This window comes from Fluviicola sp., assembly GCF_039596395.1.
In the GTDB taxonomy this organism is placed as follows: Bacteria; Bacteroidota; Bacteroidia; order Flavobacteriales_D; family Crocinitomicaceae; genus Fluviicola.
In genome coordinates this window covers 1,049,390-1,064,922 of sequence record NZ_JBCNJT010000001.1, presented here as the reverse complement: position 1 = coordinate 1,064,922, position 15,533 = coordinate 1,049,390, and the positions used below count along the sequence as shown (strand labels likewise).

At 41.8% G+C, this 15,533-nt stretch carries 14 protein-coding genes; 11 read left to right on the top strand and 3 right to left on the bottom strand.

Going from position 1 to position 15,533, the window contains the following annotated elements; genetic code table 11:
- Positions 1–81: 81 nt before the first annotated feature.
- Positions 82–852 (bottom strand): M15 family metallopeptidase, encoded by a 771-nt coding sequence (locus ABDW02_RS04455; protein WP_343632515.1) that lies wholly within the window; start codon positions 850–852, stop codon positions 82–84.
- A 75-nt stretch (positions 853–927) separates the two neighbouring features.
- Between ABDW02_RS04455 and ABDW02_RS04450 the strand changes: the two genes are divergently transcribed.
- The 9 genes from ABDW02_RS04450 to ABDW02_RS04410 all read left to right on the top strand — a co-directional run bounded on the left by ABDW02_RS04450 (position 928) and on the right by ABDW02_RS04410 (position 9,311).
- Positions 928–2,127: a pyridoxal phosphate-dependent aminotransferase gene (locus ABDW02_RS04450; protein WP_343632513.1), complete on the top strand. Its 1,200-nt coding sequence runs from the start codon at positions 928–930 to the stop codon at positions 2,125–2,127.
- Positions 2,128–3,408: a hemolysin family protein gene (locus tag ABDW02_RS04445; RefSeq protein ID WP_343632511.1), complete on the top strand. Its 1,281-nt coding sequence runs from the start codon at positions 2,128–2,130 to the stop codon at positions 3,406–3,408.
- A gap of 244 nt (positions 3,409–3,652) precedes the next feature.
- Complete coding sequence (locus tag ABDW02_RS04440) at positions 3,653–4,189, top strand: hypothetical protein (RefSeq protein WP_343632509.1); 537 nt, start codon at positions 3,653–3,655, stop codon at positions 4,187–4,189.
- A 34-nt stretch (positions 4,190–4,223) separates the two neighbouring features.
- Positions 4,224–4,739: a hypothetical protein gene (locus ABDW02_RS04435; protein ID WP_343632507.1), complete on the top strand. Its 516-nt coding sequence runs from the start codon at positions 4,224–4,226 to the stop codon at positions 4,737–4,739.
- The gene (locus tag ABDW02_RS04430) at positions 4,736–5,824 is read left to right on the top strand and encodes a hypothetical protein (RefSeq protein ID WP_343632505.1); all 1,089 of its coding nucleotides are present in this window, start codon (positions 4,736–4,738) and stop codon (positions 5,822–5,824) included. Before ABDW02_RS04435 ends, ABDW02_RS04430 begins: the two co-directional genes overlap by 4 nt.
- Before the next feature lie 89 nt (positions 5,825–5,913).
- A complete protein-coding gene (locus ABDW02_RS04425) occupies positions 5,914–6,594 on the top strand; it encodes a response regulator transcription factor (protein WP_343632503.1) in 681 nt (226 codons plus the stop codon).
- A gap of 67 nt (positions 6,595–6,661) precedes the next feature.
- Complete coding sequence (locus ABDW02_RS04420) at positions 6,662–7,852, top strand: hypothetical protein (RefSeq protein WP_343632501.1); 1,191 nt, start codon at positions 6,662–6,664, stop codon at positions 7,850–7,852.
- A complete protein-coding gene (locus ABDW02_RS04415; RefSeq protein ID WP_343632499.1) occupies positions 7,852–8,442 on the top strand; it encodes an RNA polymerase sigma factor in 591 nt (196 codons plus the stop codon). Before ABDW02_RS04420 ends, ABDW02_RS04415 begins: the two co-directional genes overlap by 1 nt.
- A 2-nt stretch (positions 8,443–8,444) precedes the next feature.
- On the top strand, positions 8,445–9,311 hold the full coding sequence (locus tag ABDW02_RS04410; RefSeq protein WP_343632497.1) for a hypothetical protein: 867 nt from the start codon (positions 8,445–8,447) through the stop codon (positions 9,309–9,311).
- A 101-nt stretch (positions 9,312–9,412) separates the two neighbouring features.
- Here ABDW02_RS04410 and ABDW02_RS04405 read toward each other — a convergent pair whose 3' ends face one another.
- The gene (locus ABDW02_RS04405; RefSeq protein WP_343632495.1) at positions 9,413–11,113 is read right to left on the bottom strand and encodes an adenylate/guanylate cyclase domain-containing protein; all 1,701 of its coding nucleotides are present in this window, start codon (positions 11,111–11,113) and stop codon (positions 9,413–9,415) included.
- Between the two features lie 206 nt (positions 11,114–11,319).
- On the opposite strand from ABDW02_RS04405, the gene ABDW02_RS04400 reads away from it, so the two are divergent.
- Together ABDW02_RS04400 and ABDW02_RS04395 are read left to right on the top strand one after the other, a co-directional pair.
- Positions 11,320–12,168 carry a T9SS type A sorting domain-containing protein gene (locus ABDW02_RS04400; protein ID WP_343632493.1) on the top strand — a complete coding sequence of 283 codons (849 nt, stop codon included), beginning with the start codon at positions 11,320–11,322 and terminating at the stop codon, positions 12,166–12,168.
- Between the two features lie 235 nt (positions 12,169–12,403).
- Entirely contained in the window at positions 12,404–14,977 is a 2,574-nt protein-coding gene (locus ABDW02_RS04395) for an alkaline phosphatase family protein (RefSeq protein WP_343632491.1), read from the top strand.
- On the opposite strand, the gene cysC is transcribed toward ABDW02_RS04395, so the two are convergent.
- A complete protein-coding gene (cysC, locus tag ABDW02_RS04390; RefSeq protein WP_343632489.1) occupies positions 14,974–15,498 on the bottom strand; it encodes an adenylyl-sulfate kinase in 525 nt (174 codons plus the stop codon). The two genes, ABDW02_RS04395 and cysC, sit on opposite strands and share 4 nt — an antisense overlap.
- Positions 15,499–15,533 lie beyond the last annotated feature (35 nt).

The following is a 15,533-nucleotide window of genomic DNA, read 5'->3' as shown; positions in this document are numbered from 1 at the left end:
TCTTCTTTAACCGCAAAGAGCGCGAAGAACGCAGAGGGAATGAGAACTAATTTACGTTCTCCTTTTCTTTGCGGTTCATAGTTACTGCAATTCTTTGGTTACAAGCTGGTATTTGCTTTTGACCACCGGTCTCGGAAAAGCATTGAAGTGCCACCATTCTGTTGGGATATTGGAGAATCCCTGACTTTTCATAGCTCTTCGAAGCAATTTCCGGTTATCGATTTGCTGCTGCGTGATTTCCCCGCTTGCCAAAAATTCGGATTCCAGGCTCGGATAAGCTATTTTACGGATATCGTCATAACCGGCTCCCATGTCCAATGGTTTGTGTTTGGCATTACAAATGGTAATATCCACTGCGGCCCCGTAGTTGTGAACGCTTCCGTTTCTCGGATTGCTTACAAATTTCCCTCTTTCAAAAGCAGGAATGGTGTCCAGTGCATTCCACATTTCCCATTGCACGCTCAACGGACGAAGTGCATCGTAAACCAATAAATGATAGCCCGGATCTCTTCCGGTCAAATATTCCTGCGATCTTGCCAGTCTTCTTGCCACGTCTATCTGAACATACGGTTTTGTAAGCGTATCGTATAAAACACGCTTCATGAAATTATCTGTCGAAGCATATTTCAATTCCCACCAGATGTTGACATTGAAATGATCCACACTTACCAGCGTATCTCCCTGGTGCAACAAAAAACCTGTCATCGCCGGCGGTTCTTCCGTTTCCTTCAAAGGAACCGAATCCGCTTTACTCTTCACGATCTCTTCTTTTTTCTCCACGCTGGTTTCTGCCGATTGCGCACAACCAACTGCCAATAATCCGGTTAGAAATAAAACACCTGCTCTTTTCATGATGTAAAAATCAGGTTTTTTATGCTTATGTCAACATTTACCTTACTTTTGTTGTCCTTAAAATAAAGATAAGAAATGCCAAAAATTGCCCAAAAAGCCATTGACATGCCAGCATCGCCGATTCGTAAATTGGTTCCTTATGCTGAAAAAGCTAAAAAAGCCGGTAAAACCGTTTATCACTTAAACATCGGTCAGCCGGACATCGAAACACCACAAGTAGCTTTAGATGCTATTCGCAATTTTGATCATAAAGTTATTGAATACAGTCACTCTGCAGGTTTTGAATCCTACAGAACCAAATTGGCTGAAACGTATAGAAAAGGAGGTCTTCCGGTAAATGCGGAAGATATCATCATTACTACAGGCGGATCCGAAGCATTGATCTTCGGGTTTATGACCACTTGTAACCCGGGCGATGAAGTGATTATTCCCGAGCCTTTCTACGCAAACTACAATGGGTTTGCCGTAACTGCAGGTTTGACAGTTGTTCCGGTAACATCTGCTATCGAAACAGGATTTGCTTTGCCACCGGTTTCCGAGATCGAAGCAAAAATCACCGCTAAAACAAAGGCAATCGTGATTTGCAACCCGGGAAATCCAACCGGATATTTATACAGCAAAGAAGAATTGGAGCAATTGCGCGACATCGTGAAGAAACACGACCTGTTCCTGTTTGCAGATGAAGTTTACCGCGAATTTTGTTACGACGGAGCTCAGCCTTTCTCGGTGTTGAACCTGGAAGGAATTGAGAACAATGTGATCATGATCGATTCGGTTTCCAAGCGTTATTCCATGTGTGGAGCTCGTATAGGGGCCTTGGTATCTAAAAACCAGGAAGTGATGTCTGCTGCTTTGAAGTTCGGACAGGCAAGACTTTCTCCGCCGACAGTAGACCAGGTTGCCTCAGAAGCTGCTTTGAATACTCCGCAATCTTATTTTGACAACGTTGTTTCCGAATACGTACAACGCAGAAATATCATGGTCGACGGATTGAACAGCATCCCGGGAGTATTTTGTCCGAAACCAAGCGGGGCATTCTACTGTGTAGCGAAATTCCCGGTAGATAATGCCGAAAAATTCTGTCAGTGGTTATTGGAAGAATTTGAGTATGAAGGACAAACAGTAATGATGGCTCCTGCAAACGGATTCTACTCGACACCGGGCGCAGGATTGCAGGAAGCGCGTATCGCTTATGTATTAAATCAGGATTCTTTGAAAAAAGCAGTTGTTTGTTTGGAAAAAGCTTTGGAAATTTATCCCGGAACAATCAGATAAATGGAACTACTTCTAATCCTCTTTTTAATAATTCTGAACGGGATCTTCTCGATGGCCGAGATCGCTACGGTTTCTGCCCGGAAATCCAAATTGGACGTAGCCGCAAAAAGAGGTGACAAAAGCGCTAAGTTGGTTCTCGAAACCATGAATTCGCCGAATAAATTTCTTTCTACGGTACAAATCGGTATCACCCTGATCGGAATTTTGACCGGTATTTTCTCGGGAGAAAAAATGACTTCGGACATTGAAGGCTTCTACCTGAAATTTGCATTCATTAAACCGTATGCACATTTCTTAGCGGTAACTTCAGTAGTTGTTATCATTACTTTTTTCTCGCTGGTTTTGGGTGAATTGGTTCCCAAACGAATCGGGTTGACCAATCCGGAAGCAATTGCCAAAGCAATGGCACGCCCCATGCTGATCATTTCGAAAATCACTGCGCCGTTTGTATGGTTATTGACTACCACTTCCGATTTATTGCTGAAACTCTTTCGCATCAAGCAATCTTCCGAAGGGAAAGTTACGGAAGAGGAAATCAAGGCAATTATCCAGGAAGGTACGGAAGGCGGTGAAGTGCAGGAAATCGAACAGGATATCGTGGAACGCGTTTTTCATTTGGGAGACCGCAACATCAGTTCCCTGATGACGCACCGCAACGATGTAATCTTTATTGATATCAGTGACACGAAAGACGAAGTTCGTGAACAGGTCGAAAAGGAAATGCACTCGGTATACCCGATTTTTGATGATGAACGCGAGAATGTGCTTGGAGTGGTGTTATTGAAAGACCTTTTCCGCACCATTAACAACAAAGACTTTAACCTGAAAGATTTGATGCTGAAACCGCAATACCTGATGGAGAATATTTCGGCTTATGAGGCATTGGTGCATTTCAAGGAAACACGAACACATTACGGGATCATCACCGACGAATTCGGACAAGTACAGGGAATTGTAACCCTGAACGACTTATTGCAGGCACTTGTGGGAGATTTCCACGAGTTTTATGCCGAAGAATTTGAATTCGTGCAGCGCGAAGACGGTTCCTGGCTGATTGACGGCCAGTACCCGATTGCTGAGTTCTTCCGCCAGTTCGGCCTGGAAGACAATTCTTCCGAATTGAATTTCACAACTATCGGAGGATTGGTGTTGAACGAATCCAGAAGCGTACCTTCTACAGGCCAGAAATTCCATTGGCTAAACTTTGAAATTGAAGTTGTGGACATGGATGGCGCCCGTATTGATAAGCTGATTATCCGCGAAATTGAGCCGGAGGACTGATTCTAATCACGATTTTTTTTAGATCCCTTGTTACTTTTTACAAATACCGCATTTGGTATGCGTGTAAAGGGAAATATACACAAAACAATGTTGTAGGAATACGACGAGACTCCCGGCGGCAACCGGGAGTTTTTTGTTTTAACATTCATGTAGGTACGCGATGCATCGCGTGTCTACATGAATGTGTAAATAATGATTTGAACCAAATCCGGACACGGCTGTATTCCCTTCCAAACAACAACTCATGAACCAAATTATCACAATTATTTTTGCCGGATTTACTATCCTGGCGACTGCCCAGACTCACCTGATCGCACACAAAAGCCATTCCGGTTCATCCGCCGGTTTCTTTATCGATCCGAATAGTAATTTTGGCGAACGCATCGATTTTAACATCGATACTGCTTCATTTTATAAAACCAAAAATTTCATCCCATTAAATGATACCTTAATGATCCTGCGAAAAACCGATTATCGGAAGAATACGATTCAAACAGATACACTTTTAAATAACCAAAAGCTTTCACCTTTAGCTTTTGAATTACGGTACATGGATTCTATCCGTAAAAAAGAACTGGAAGCGGAATACAAGCGTCAATTAGAAGAGCAGGAACAAGTGCAAAAACAGCAATTGGAATCCCGGCAAAAGCTGAATGAAACCACTCCAACCAAAAAGAAAAAGAAATCTTATTTGTTGTTCCTTTTCGGAATCACCGGCGGCGGAATGCTCCTCCTGAGATTATTCAGGAAATCCACTGATCCTAAAACATCCATTGCCTAAGCTTATGAAAACATCTTTCTTCATTTGCTTCTGTTTGTCAGCTTCACTTTCACAAGCCCAAACAGCCATCATTGCTCACAAAAGCCATTCGGGAACTGCTTCCGGTTTTTCTATCGAAGCTTTTGGAAATTTTGGAATTCCCGGCAGGAAAATGGTCCAGATTGTTTATGTGAATGACTCTACCACTTTGAACGTTTACACCCGATTCGGAAATGATTTTGAAGCGGACACCATTCATTCTCCGATCAGCTACAACCTGAATATTGATTCCATCAAAAAATCAGTGCCTCACCTGCAAAATGTTGAATATGTCAATTTTAAACATTCTTCCAAATCGGTGAAATCCAAAATGCCGGAGAAAGATTTCAAACTTGAAAACAGTAAACGTATCGAGGCTAACCCGATAGAACAACCGAATCCGTTAGTAACACCTGTTCCATCAAAGAAAAAGAAGAAATCCTATTTATTGTTCCTGTTCGGGATTACGGGCGGTGGATTATTAGTCATCGGAGCAGTGAGTCGCATTTTCAAACCCCGTGTGATTTCATGATCCAACACCTGAAAATCAGTTTTACCGGGATCGCGGTTTGGTGGATACTCCTGCTTCCATTCGATTATTCGCTCTTCGATTGGATCTTTAAATGCATTCAGGCCCCTTTTACCGGCTTGCTGAAAACCATGGACCAGGACCTGATCTTTGAAACCGACACTTACGGAACTTACGTTTTGATTTCTCTGAGCATTCTGCTGGGGGTTGTTTCTTCCCCGGTCATTCATTGGATCTGTTCGAAGTGGAAACTAAATCCAACAGAACTTTTGAAAACGATCCTCGCCGCCATCCTGTTTTTCTTCCTGTTCAAATATGGCTGGGACAAAATCACCAAAGGCCAGTTCTACATGCCCGAACCGAATACCTTATTTACACCTTTCGGAAAATTGTCTAAAGACATCGCTTACTGGTCGCTGGTTGGAAGTTCGTATCCGTATACTGTCAGCCTGGGAATTATCGAAGTTATTGCCGCATTTTTACTCTTGTTCAAACGCACACAGTTCCTGGCATCGTTACTTGCGATTGTTATTTTCGGACAGGTTGTACTGATTAATTTTTCCTTTGACATCTCGGTAAAACTACTGTCCGGATCACTGCTTTTATTCAGTATTTTTTATAGTTCGTGTTTCACCCAAAACTGGAAAGGCATGTTCGGGTTTAGTGTTGAAAAGGTTCGTTACAACCAATCACGTAAACACCGGATCATCAGATATACTTTTGCATCGCTCGTGGTACTTGAAAGTATTTCACCTACCTTGTTGAGCAAAAACTGGAACGACGACCGGTATCAGCGCCTGGCACATCACGGGGCTTACCGCGTTTACGGAAATCCGGCTATCCGGCATTTGTTCATTCACCGGCAACAGTACGCCATTCTGCAATCCTGGGACGATGCATTCAAAGATTATAAGATCGACACACACTTTGCCGACCAATATACTTCTCTCGACGGTGAACTCGTTTGTAACTGGAAAGAAAACCGGATTATTATTCACAACAAAGCATACCGGATCCGGCAGATTCCTTTCAGGAACCTTCCGGTTCTGCAGGAAAGTTTTCACACATTTTCGGATGAATTTCATTGAGAATTCAACATGCAAAAGTTTTATCCGGATAAAGTTCCCATGGTAGCATTTTTTCCTTACTTTTGTCTTGTTTAAAATTAATCTAAATAATGAAGCTCATTTTAGCCGACAGTAACGAAATCATACGCATTGGTCTGCGTACGCTGTTGTCTACGGAGCGAAACATCCAGATTGTGGGGGAAGCACGGAACAACGAAGAGTTGATCGCCCTGAACAAAGCCTTCGATGCGAACATTATTTTAGTTGATTACACCTCCAAAGGATTCTCCATTGATGTCATTCCGCAAATCCTTCAGAAAAAGCCGGATTTAAGTGTGGTGGCGATCACCCCGGAACAATCTGCTCAAACTCTTGTAAACGCTTTGCGTTCGGGAGTAAAGAGCTACATCAAGAAAGATTGTGACAGTTCGGAAATCATTGATTCGATCCGAGAAACCTGGCGGGGAAATAAATTCTTTTGCGGACAAATCCTGGAAACCATCCGTGATGCATCCATTGATGTAAATGATATCGATTTCGACTCTTTCACTTGTGAACCGATTACATTAAGTGAACGTGAAACGGAAATCATTACCATGATCGCTGAAGGACTAACCAATGTTATGATCGCCGATTCTCTTTGCCTGAGCAATCACACCATCAATACGCACCGCAAGAACATTATGGCGAAACTGGGTGTGAAAAACACAGCAGGTATTGTCATTTATGCCGTAAAAACCAACCTGGTTTCTCCCAATAAATTCCTGTTCGCAGCAGATTCGAATTCCTAGGAAATTTTTTTCTTTCATTTTTTGAACCTAATTTTAATCTGGATGTACAACAGATAAAAATTGCTTTATGCGCTCATTCATACTTCTTGTTTCATTGCTTTTTTGCGCTGTGTTCAGTAAAGCTCAGTCACAGGAGAATATTTACAATCATTCGACCAACTCCAATAAACAGGAAACTGTTTCGGACAGCCTGAAAGCTCCGGAGCCCAGATTGGAAGAAATGCAGGTTACCAGCAAAAAAGCGAAATCCTACAGCCCGAAATTCAAAGAAGAGTCCGAAAAAACAGACAAAGATTCCAATTCAAGTATCCAGCAACTCAAAAGCGCCAAATACCAATTCGAATCCAATTACTCCAATTCAAAACACCAATTAACCCGCAGAAGCGCCAGTCCGGAAGAGATCATGAATATGAAACAAGGGGCGCAAATTTATGCAAACATGCTGCCGGGAAGTTTTGAAAAACATTTTTACACTTATTTATTAAGCAAATACGATCCAAAAAAATTCCCGGAACTGCGTGAGGCGGCAAAATTGGAACCTGATAAAACCGAAGTTCAGCAGGAATTAGCTGTTTTCGGTGTCGCGGTAAACGACCAGGAATTGGCCGATAGCGTAGCCCGTCAAATGATCGCTCAAAACAAAATCTCCACCGGATTACTTACTTACGCCACTGATATGGTAAATTCGGTTCCTGCCAACGGAACGCTTTTATTACATGGTTACACGGAATTGATCCCAGTAAATTTCGAGAAGAACGTACAGGGAAGAGCAGATTTGCAATTGGTTTCCGTGGATTTGTTGCAAAGTCCTGCATACCAGGCTTCACTGGCCGAACAAGGATTCATTATGCCGAATTCCACTTTTGTGGACACCGCTTTCGTTCAGTCGTTCTGCGCCCTGAACACTTCCAAAAACCTGTACTTATCCATGTCCTTCCCGAAAGAATATTTCGAAGGAATCACTTCGTCGCTGAATACGGTGGGACTCACTTTCGCTTACGACCAATCAACTTCTCTGGATTACAATGCCTGGAATATTTCACTGGTTGAAACCAAATGGAAGAAATACGAACTGGGAATCGTAAAAGATCAGCAATCGGATGCACTTTCCGCCAATTATCTTCCGGCGCTTTTGAGTGTTTCCAGGCTTTACGAAGAATACAACAAAACGGAAGATGTGAAAGAAATCAATCACATCATCCAGGGTGTAGCCACGCGGGCTCGCAAAACCGCTCAACTTTCAAAAATTAAGCGCTGATGCGGATGATTAAAAAGGAATACGACCAAATGACCGACGAGCAATTGGTCATTGCGATGGCAGGAGGCGATCAGCGGGCTTTTGACAAGCTCTATGGCCGTTATTCCTCTGCCCTGCTTTCGTATTTCATGCGCATGCTTTGGCGCGACCGCGAAAAATCAGAAGATTTTGTACACGATTTCTTTACCAAGCTCATTCACCGCCCGGAATTGTTTGACACTACCCGTTCTTTCAAAACCTGGATGTATTCGGTGGCCAATAACATGTGTAAGAATGAGTACAAAAAACAAGAGATCCGGAAAAATACAAGTAACGGATTAGACCATACCTATTCTGTTAGTGACGTGAATAAGAACACCGAAAACCAGGTACACCATACCATGTTTAAGGAAGCTTATAATTTTCAGGTCACACAACTGGAAGATAAACATCGGGAAGTATTTGAAATGCGCCATTTCGATGGATTATCGATTAAAGAAATAGCCGAGGCTTTGGAAATCAGCGAAGGAACGATCAAATCGCGCCTGTTCTATGCTACCAAATACCTCGCACAAGGATTAAAAGAATACCAACCGGAACATACAAAATGACCATGAGTACATTTGATGAAATTATACAAACAAAAGCTTACAGCGATCTGAATTCCAGCGAACTGGAGGTAGTTCACGAATTGGTCTCTTCGGAAGAAGAATACAATGAAATGAAATCATTTTATGCAGGGATCGGCCTGCTGGCAATTTCCGGAAGAGAAGAAGTTTCTGCTTCTGTCAAAACAAGCTTGAACAGTGTTTTCCAGGCTAAGCACCCGGGAATCAACCAAAACTGGAATGCTTCTACAGAAACGGAAAAGCCGAAGATCGTTCCGCTTTACAACCGCACTATCTTCCGTATAGCTGCGTTAGTGGTGCTTTCCGCAGGAATTGTTACGGTTTGGGTTTCCATGTCTGACAACCAACTGGCAAAGAATGAAAAGGAACCCATGACGGCAAGCAGCGATTCCGTATCCCAGAAGCAAAAAGAAGCTGCTCCCAAAAAGGAATTCCCGTTGAATGATCAAAATCAAAAAGAATTTACCGCTTCTTCAACCATTCCGGCTGACGAAAATGTACAGCAAAAAGTAACGGTTTCCAGCAATGCAACGGCCAGCGGAACTTATTTCCTTAAAGATGCTTCATCCTACGACAAAAGCGTTTCACCTGTAAGTTCGCCGGAAACCTATAAAGTAAGTTCTACAGCGGCTAATGGGTCAACAACTACCTATTCTTTCTCAAGCGGCAGAGCAACCAAGCAAAAAAATTGGACTGAAATCCAAAAAGAAGCAGGTAAAAAAGAAGACCGGATGAAAGCCGGGTTGGATGCAGACTTAAATCCAGGTGGTTTCTACGCGGAATCGGTGAACGATTACAAACCAAGCATCAAAACCAGTGATTTACTGACTTTGATTGAGCCGAGTTTTTAGAAATGTTCAAATGGTTCAATGGTTCAATGGTTCAATGGTTCAATGGTTCAATGATATAAAACAATTTGAACTTTTAAACTTTTTGGAACCTTTGAACTGTCTCAAACCTGTTGATTCTGCAATTCTGCCAGGGCAATCTTTAATTCTCCCAAGCGGTTCATTTTTCCTTTTTGACGGATATTCAATGCCGTGATGGTATAGAACTGGTGCGTTTCTCCCAGGAACCTGATTTGCATTTGCATCCATTCTTCTTCGGAAAGATTCATTCCGAAAGCGATCATTTCGTCTCTCAGCTTGGAAGCAACCACATAATAATCGGCTCTTCCCAGATAATCGTGGTCTGCATCACACAAAATTTGCTGAAGCAATCCCACCGGTTCAATATCCAGTGAAGTAGCCAAGATCATTTCACGGATCTGGCGGATCTGATCCGGAGTAAAGCCGTATTTCGGAAGCATTTGTTCCATCAGGCGCACCGCATGCAATTCGTTATTTTCATACGTAAAAATGAATCCCGTATCGTGGAATAATGCAGCCGTGCGCAATAACAGCATTTCGTCATCGTGCAAACCTTCCAGTTTTCCCAGGCGGATAGCTGCTTTTTCCACATTTAAAGTATGTCCCAAATCGTGATAGATCACTTCATCCGGAAGCATAGACTTTAATTTATTGAGGATATCGCTTCTCATGTGCTCAAAATCCACCGTTGCGATCTGGCATAGGATACGCAGTTCCACCGAAGGAACTTTTCCGGTCGTATACAAGCTGTATTCCTGCTTCAGGGATTCCAGTTCGTAGGTTTCCATAGTCCCGCCACGCTTTTTGATTGGCACATTTCCCAAATCTTTCGTATCAAAGTACGTGTGGCATTCATCGTAAATGGCCTTGGTGATCGTAATCTGGTCTATCCCCGAAAATTGCTGGGCTCTTGCGGCAATGTTTACCGTATCTCCCCAAACATCGAAGGAATATCTTTTCGACCCGATAATCCCGGCAACGAGTGGTCCGGCATGCACACCGATACGGATTTCCCAAAAATCTTTTTTCATGGCTTTTGCCAGTTCCTTTTCGTTCCGGATGAAATTACGCATTTCAAGCGCAGCCATGCAGGCTCTTAGAATCGGTTCGGCATTGTCTTCGTTCACACCCGCAATAGCCATGTAGGCATCACCGATGGTTTTAATCTTTTCCAATTTGTAGCGCTCCACAATTTCATCGAATGCCGTGAAGTAATATTCCAGGCGTTTTACGAGCTTAATCGGTTTGATGGATTTCGATTTCATGGAAAAGTCCACGAAATCCGTGAAAAGCACCACTCCTTTATCCACCCGTTTAGGTGAAAATTTCCCGAACTGGTTCAGATCATCCAGTACATTTTCCGGGAGAATGTTCCCCAATAACTGAGCAATCCGCTGATCCTTATAATATAGTGACTTGTAAACATCCAGTTTAGCCTGGATCAGTAAAGGATTAAACGGTTTGGTAATGAAATCGACCGCTCCCGAATTAAATCCTTTCAAAAGCTTGGACCCTGTTCGCGTGTTTTCGGTAATGATAATGGAGTAATGGGTATTCGAAGCGTGTACCTGCAGCAATTCCTTGAAATCATCCATGGAAGAAAAATTCGGGCTGTCCACATCGATTAGAATGATTCCCACTTCTCTTCGATCCAGTATCCCATGTGCTTCCTCTATCGAGTTGCAAAAGAGCAGGATATTACCGCCACCACCAAGGATTTCCTTCAATGCCAGCTGGTCCGAATCTTTTTCATCAATAATTAAAATATTAATCAGGCGCTCCATATCATTTCGTAAACTAAAAATGAAGATAATAATTTATTCAACTATTTCATGTAATGCGATTGTTTTACCAAAATGTCCGGATAAGAATCAGTTTCTTAACTTATTAAAAACATTCTTTTAATAAAAAAAACATAGCAGAATTTACGTATGCTGAAAAAAAGGCCTATATTCGTTACCGAAATTATTTTATTTAAAACTATTACAGTATGAATAAATCATTACTTAAAGAAAAATTGAAGTCTTATTCAGCTTTGGCTACAGCAATGTTTGGAACTGCTGCTGCTGCTGATGCACAAATCGTATACACAGACGTTAACCCGGATGTAACATTGAACGTTATCAACGATTCATTGAATGCATACGAAGTAGATTTTGACAACGACGGAAATGCAGAAATGATTGTTGCTTCTTACGGATTCGTTCATCCACAAGCTGGTCAAATCAATCTATCGATTAACCTTATTCAGCCGAACAACGTTGCTGCATTATTGGGTTATGACGATGCAGGATATCCTTACGTTTCTGCATTGGCTTCAGGAACTCTTGTTGATCCGGCTGCTACAAACTGGTACGATACAACAGCCTTCGGAGGATCACAAGCTGCTAATGCTGTAAATGCGGTTGCTTTTGGAGCTTACGGTCAATTCAATACAGGAGCTGATTTATATATGGGTGCTCGTTTTGTTTTGGCTACAGGTACTCATTACGGATGGGTTCGTATCCAGGTTCCTACAGATGTTACTTCAACAATGATCAAGGATTACGCTTACCGCACAGTTCCTAACATGGGATTGACTACTGGTCAAACTGGATTGGGTATTGCTGAAATGCCTGCTAATGTTTGGTACACTTACGTAAACGGTAAAAACGTTACTATTACTTCTAAAGAAGAAGGTAACCTTACAATTATCGATATGACTGGAAAAACAGTTGCTACAGGAAAAATGGAAAACGGTACTGCTACTATGAACCTTAGCGATGCTACTTCCGGAATGTACATTGTTCAGTTCGAGAACAACGGTGTTATGGGAACTAAAAAAGTGATTCTTAACTAAGAATTAATTCATATTTAAACCTCCATTAGTTGTAAAACTTTTGGAGGTTTTTTTATTCTAAGAAACGTGGATTCGAAATCAAATAAAACAACTACGGAGACGATCGATATTCATAAAACGGTGATATCGGAAAACGGATCATTGGGATTATTGGCATTAGGTTCTTTAGGTTTGAGAACATGGCGCGCAGCTAAAGCAGAGGCCAGCAAAAAACAATCAAAAAAGAAGAAGTAGCATGTCGGATTCCAAGAATAAAAAAAAAGTTCTTGTCCTGGGATGGGACGCAGCTGATTGGAAATTTATCTCTCCTTTGATGGATAAGGGAGAAATGCCTGCTTTGGAAGCACTTGTTGAAAGAGGAGTCATGGGTAATATTCAAACAATGGATCCCCCGCTATCTCCTATTCTATGGACTTCTATCGCTACCGGTAAATACGGTGACGAACATGGAATCTTGTCATTCCAGGAACCTCATCCGGAAACCGGTGAACGAAGACCTGTTTCATCACACACGCGCAACTGCAGAGCTATTTGGAACATTCTTCATCACGAAGGGCTGAAAACACATGTTTGCGGATGGTGGCCAAGTTATCCTTGTGAACCGATCAATGGAATTATGGTGTCAAATCACTTTACTGATTTCACAAAGGATGACACTGCTGACAACTGGGATTTAAATGAAATTCACGTAAATCCTAAATCCGAACTGGAAAATTTAAAACAATTAAGAATCCATCCGGCTGAATTAACCTGGGCTCACATTGCTCCGTTTTTGCCACAAGCAACGCAAGAACAGCTGGACAATCCCAAATATCAAAAATTATTAAGTCAAATTCCATTACTTCTTGCCCGCTGCAGTTCTTTTCACAATGTTGCGACTGAGATCCTGGAAAACAAAGAATGGAACTTTTTAGGTTTATATTTAGATGCCATTGATCGTGCATCGCATGAATTTATGAAGTATCACCCTCCGATGCTGCCGGAGATCGATGAAGATGAATATCAACTTTTCAATGAGGTAATTTCAGGGTTTTACAGATATCATGATATGATGTTAGACCGGATTCTTCATTTGATAGACGACGATACTTATGTTATTTTAGTGTCGGATCACGGATTCTATTCGGATCACAGACGCCTTGTTGAGCTTCCAAAAGATTCGATGGCACCGGCTTACGAGCATTCACCGTTCGGGATTGTTTGCATATCGGGTCCGGGAATAAAAAAAGATGAACAAATCTATGGTTCAGGCTTGCTGGACATTACACCGACAATACTACACCTTTTTGGACTGCCGGTAGCAAAAGACATGTCAGGAAAAGTACTGGTCCAAGCTTTTGAAAAGCCTCAGAACATTCAGTATATTGACAGTTATGAAACTGATCGCGAAGGAGACTGGGGAGAACTGGATCCTAATGAAAAAGACGATGTGTGGGCTGCACACGAATCACTGGAACAGTTAGTTGCATTGGGTTATGTGGAACCACTTGGTGAAGATGCAGAGTTGCAGAAAAGACAGATGCAGTTTGAATATAAATATCACACCGCACGTATTAAATATTCCAGGGGGGCTCTTGATGAAGCAATTGTTCTGTTTAATGAATTGTTAGAATTGACTCCGAGAAACGGAAAAATCCTGATACGTTTACTGAACACCTATGTTTCACTTAAAGATATTGAAGGGGCTAAATCGGTTCTTAAAGGAATGAGGGAAATTTTCGGATATACAAACACTCCGTATATTGATATTCTTGAAAGTAAAATCCACATGCTTGATTTAAATCCGGCAAAGGCACTTAAGATATTAAACGCATTAAGTGATAATAAAATTAACACCTCAGAAACGTATACCCTGCTGGGTAAAACTTACCTCATGCTTCGGGAGTGGGAAAAAGCCAATAAGAATTTTGCTAAAGCAGTCAAAATCAATAATGAAAATGCAGATGCATATCACGGTCTTTGTTTCACATTTTTAAAATTAAAATCCTATCAAAAGGCAATTGAAAATGGCTTCAATGCAATCGGCATCAAATTTTGGTTTCCGGTTGCCCATTATCATTTAGGAGAATCTTTACTTCATATAAAAGAATACGAACATGCAGCAAATGCTTTTGAAATAGCTCTTCAGCAAGAACCAGGCTACGGTGTTGCCCGAAAGCATTTGATAGAGATTTACACCAATCATTTGAATAAACCTGAATTGGCTAAAAGACACCAGGAAATATTAAAGACAAATATGAAACCGAAAATAACGATTGTTTCAGGATTGCCTCGTTCAGGTACATCCATGATGATGCAGATGCTTGCTGCGGGAGGAGCTGATATTCTTACCGACAACGTGCGCCAGAGTGATGAAAACAACCCGAAAGGATACCTGGAATACGAACCGGTGAAAAATTTGTTAAAGGAAAACTCCTGGTTAGCAGATCAGGATGGTAAAACCATCAAAGTCATTATGCAACTGTTAGGTAGCCTGAATTTAAATTGTGATTACAAGATCATCTTCATGGAAAGAGACCTGGACGAAGTCATGCAGTCACAGCAAAAAATGCTGGGCAAGCCGGTTGACACTTACAATACGAAACTAAAAGCTACTTTCGAACAACAGAAAGAGAAAAACAGAGCCTGGCTGGAAGCACAGCCGCACATGGATGTATTGTTTGTGAACTACTCGGACGTCATCGAAAACCCGATGGCCGAGGCAGAACGTGTGAATATTTTCCTGGAAAATACGCTGGATGTTTCTAAAATGGTAGCATCCGTAGATGCGGAACTTTACCGGAACAGAAAAGACAAAGCAACGAGTTAATTCTTCTTTGATTCAATAAACTGAGCTAAACGCTGCGTGGATTCATGCAGCGTTTCTTTGTTTGTTTCGATTGTCAAATGACAAACCTGCGGCACTTCAAACGGATCGTTTACACCCGTGAGGTTATAGATTTTGTCCTTATGCCCGTCGGGAAGCATAGCTTTCTGGTACAAACCTTTCGTATCTCTTTGTGTGAGCGTTTCCAAATCGCACTGGATGTAAACGGTATAAAGCTCCGAGTACTTTTCAAGCAGTTCATTCCGAATCGCATCGTAAGGATTAATGGCACAAATAATGGCCACAATTCCATGCTGACTGAATTTATTCGCTACAAATGCCAGCCGGCGGATATTATCGTTCCGGTCCTCTTTTGTATAACCCAATTCTTTAAATACGTTTTGCCTGTAATCGTCCGCATCCAGCACTTCAACTTTAATTCCTTTTTCCTGAAGCATTTGTTTGGTAGCAATTGAAAGCGAGGTCTTTCCTGCGCCAGACATCCCTGTTAATTGAATTATCATAAATAAGTAACGTTTATCGCAAATTTAATTAATTT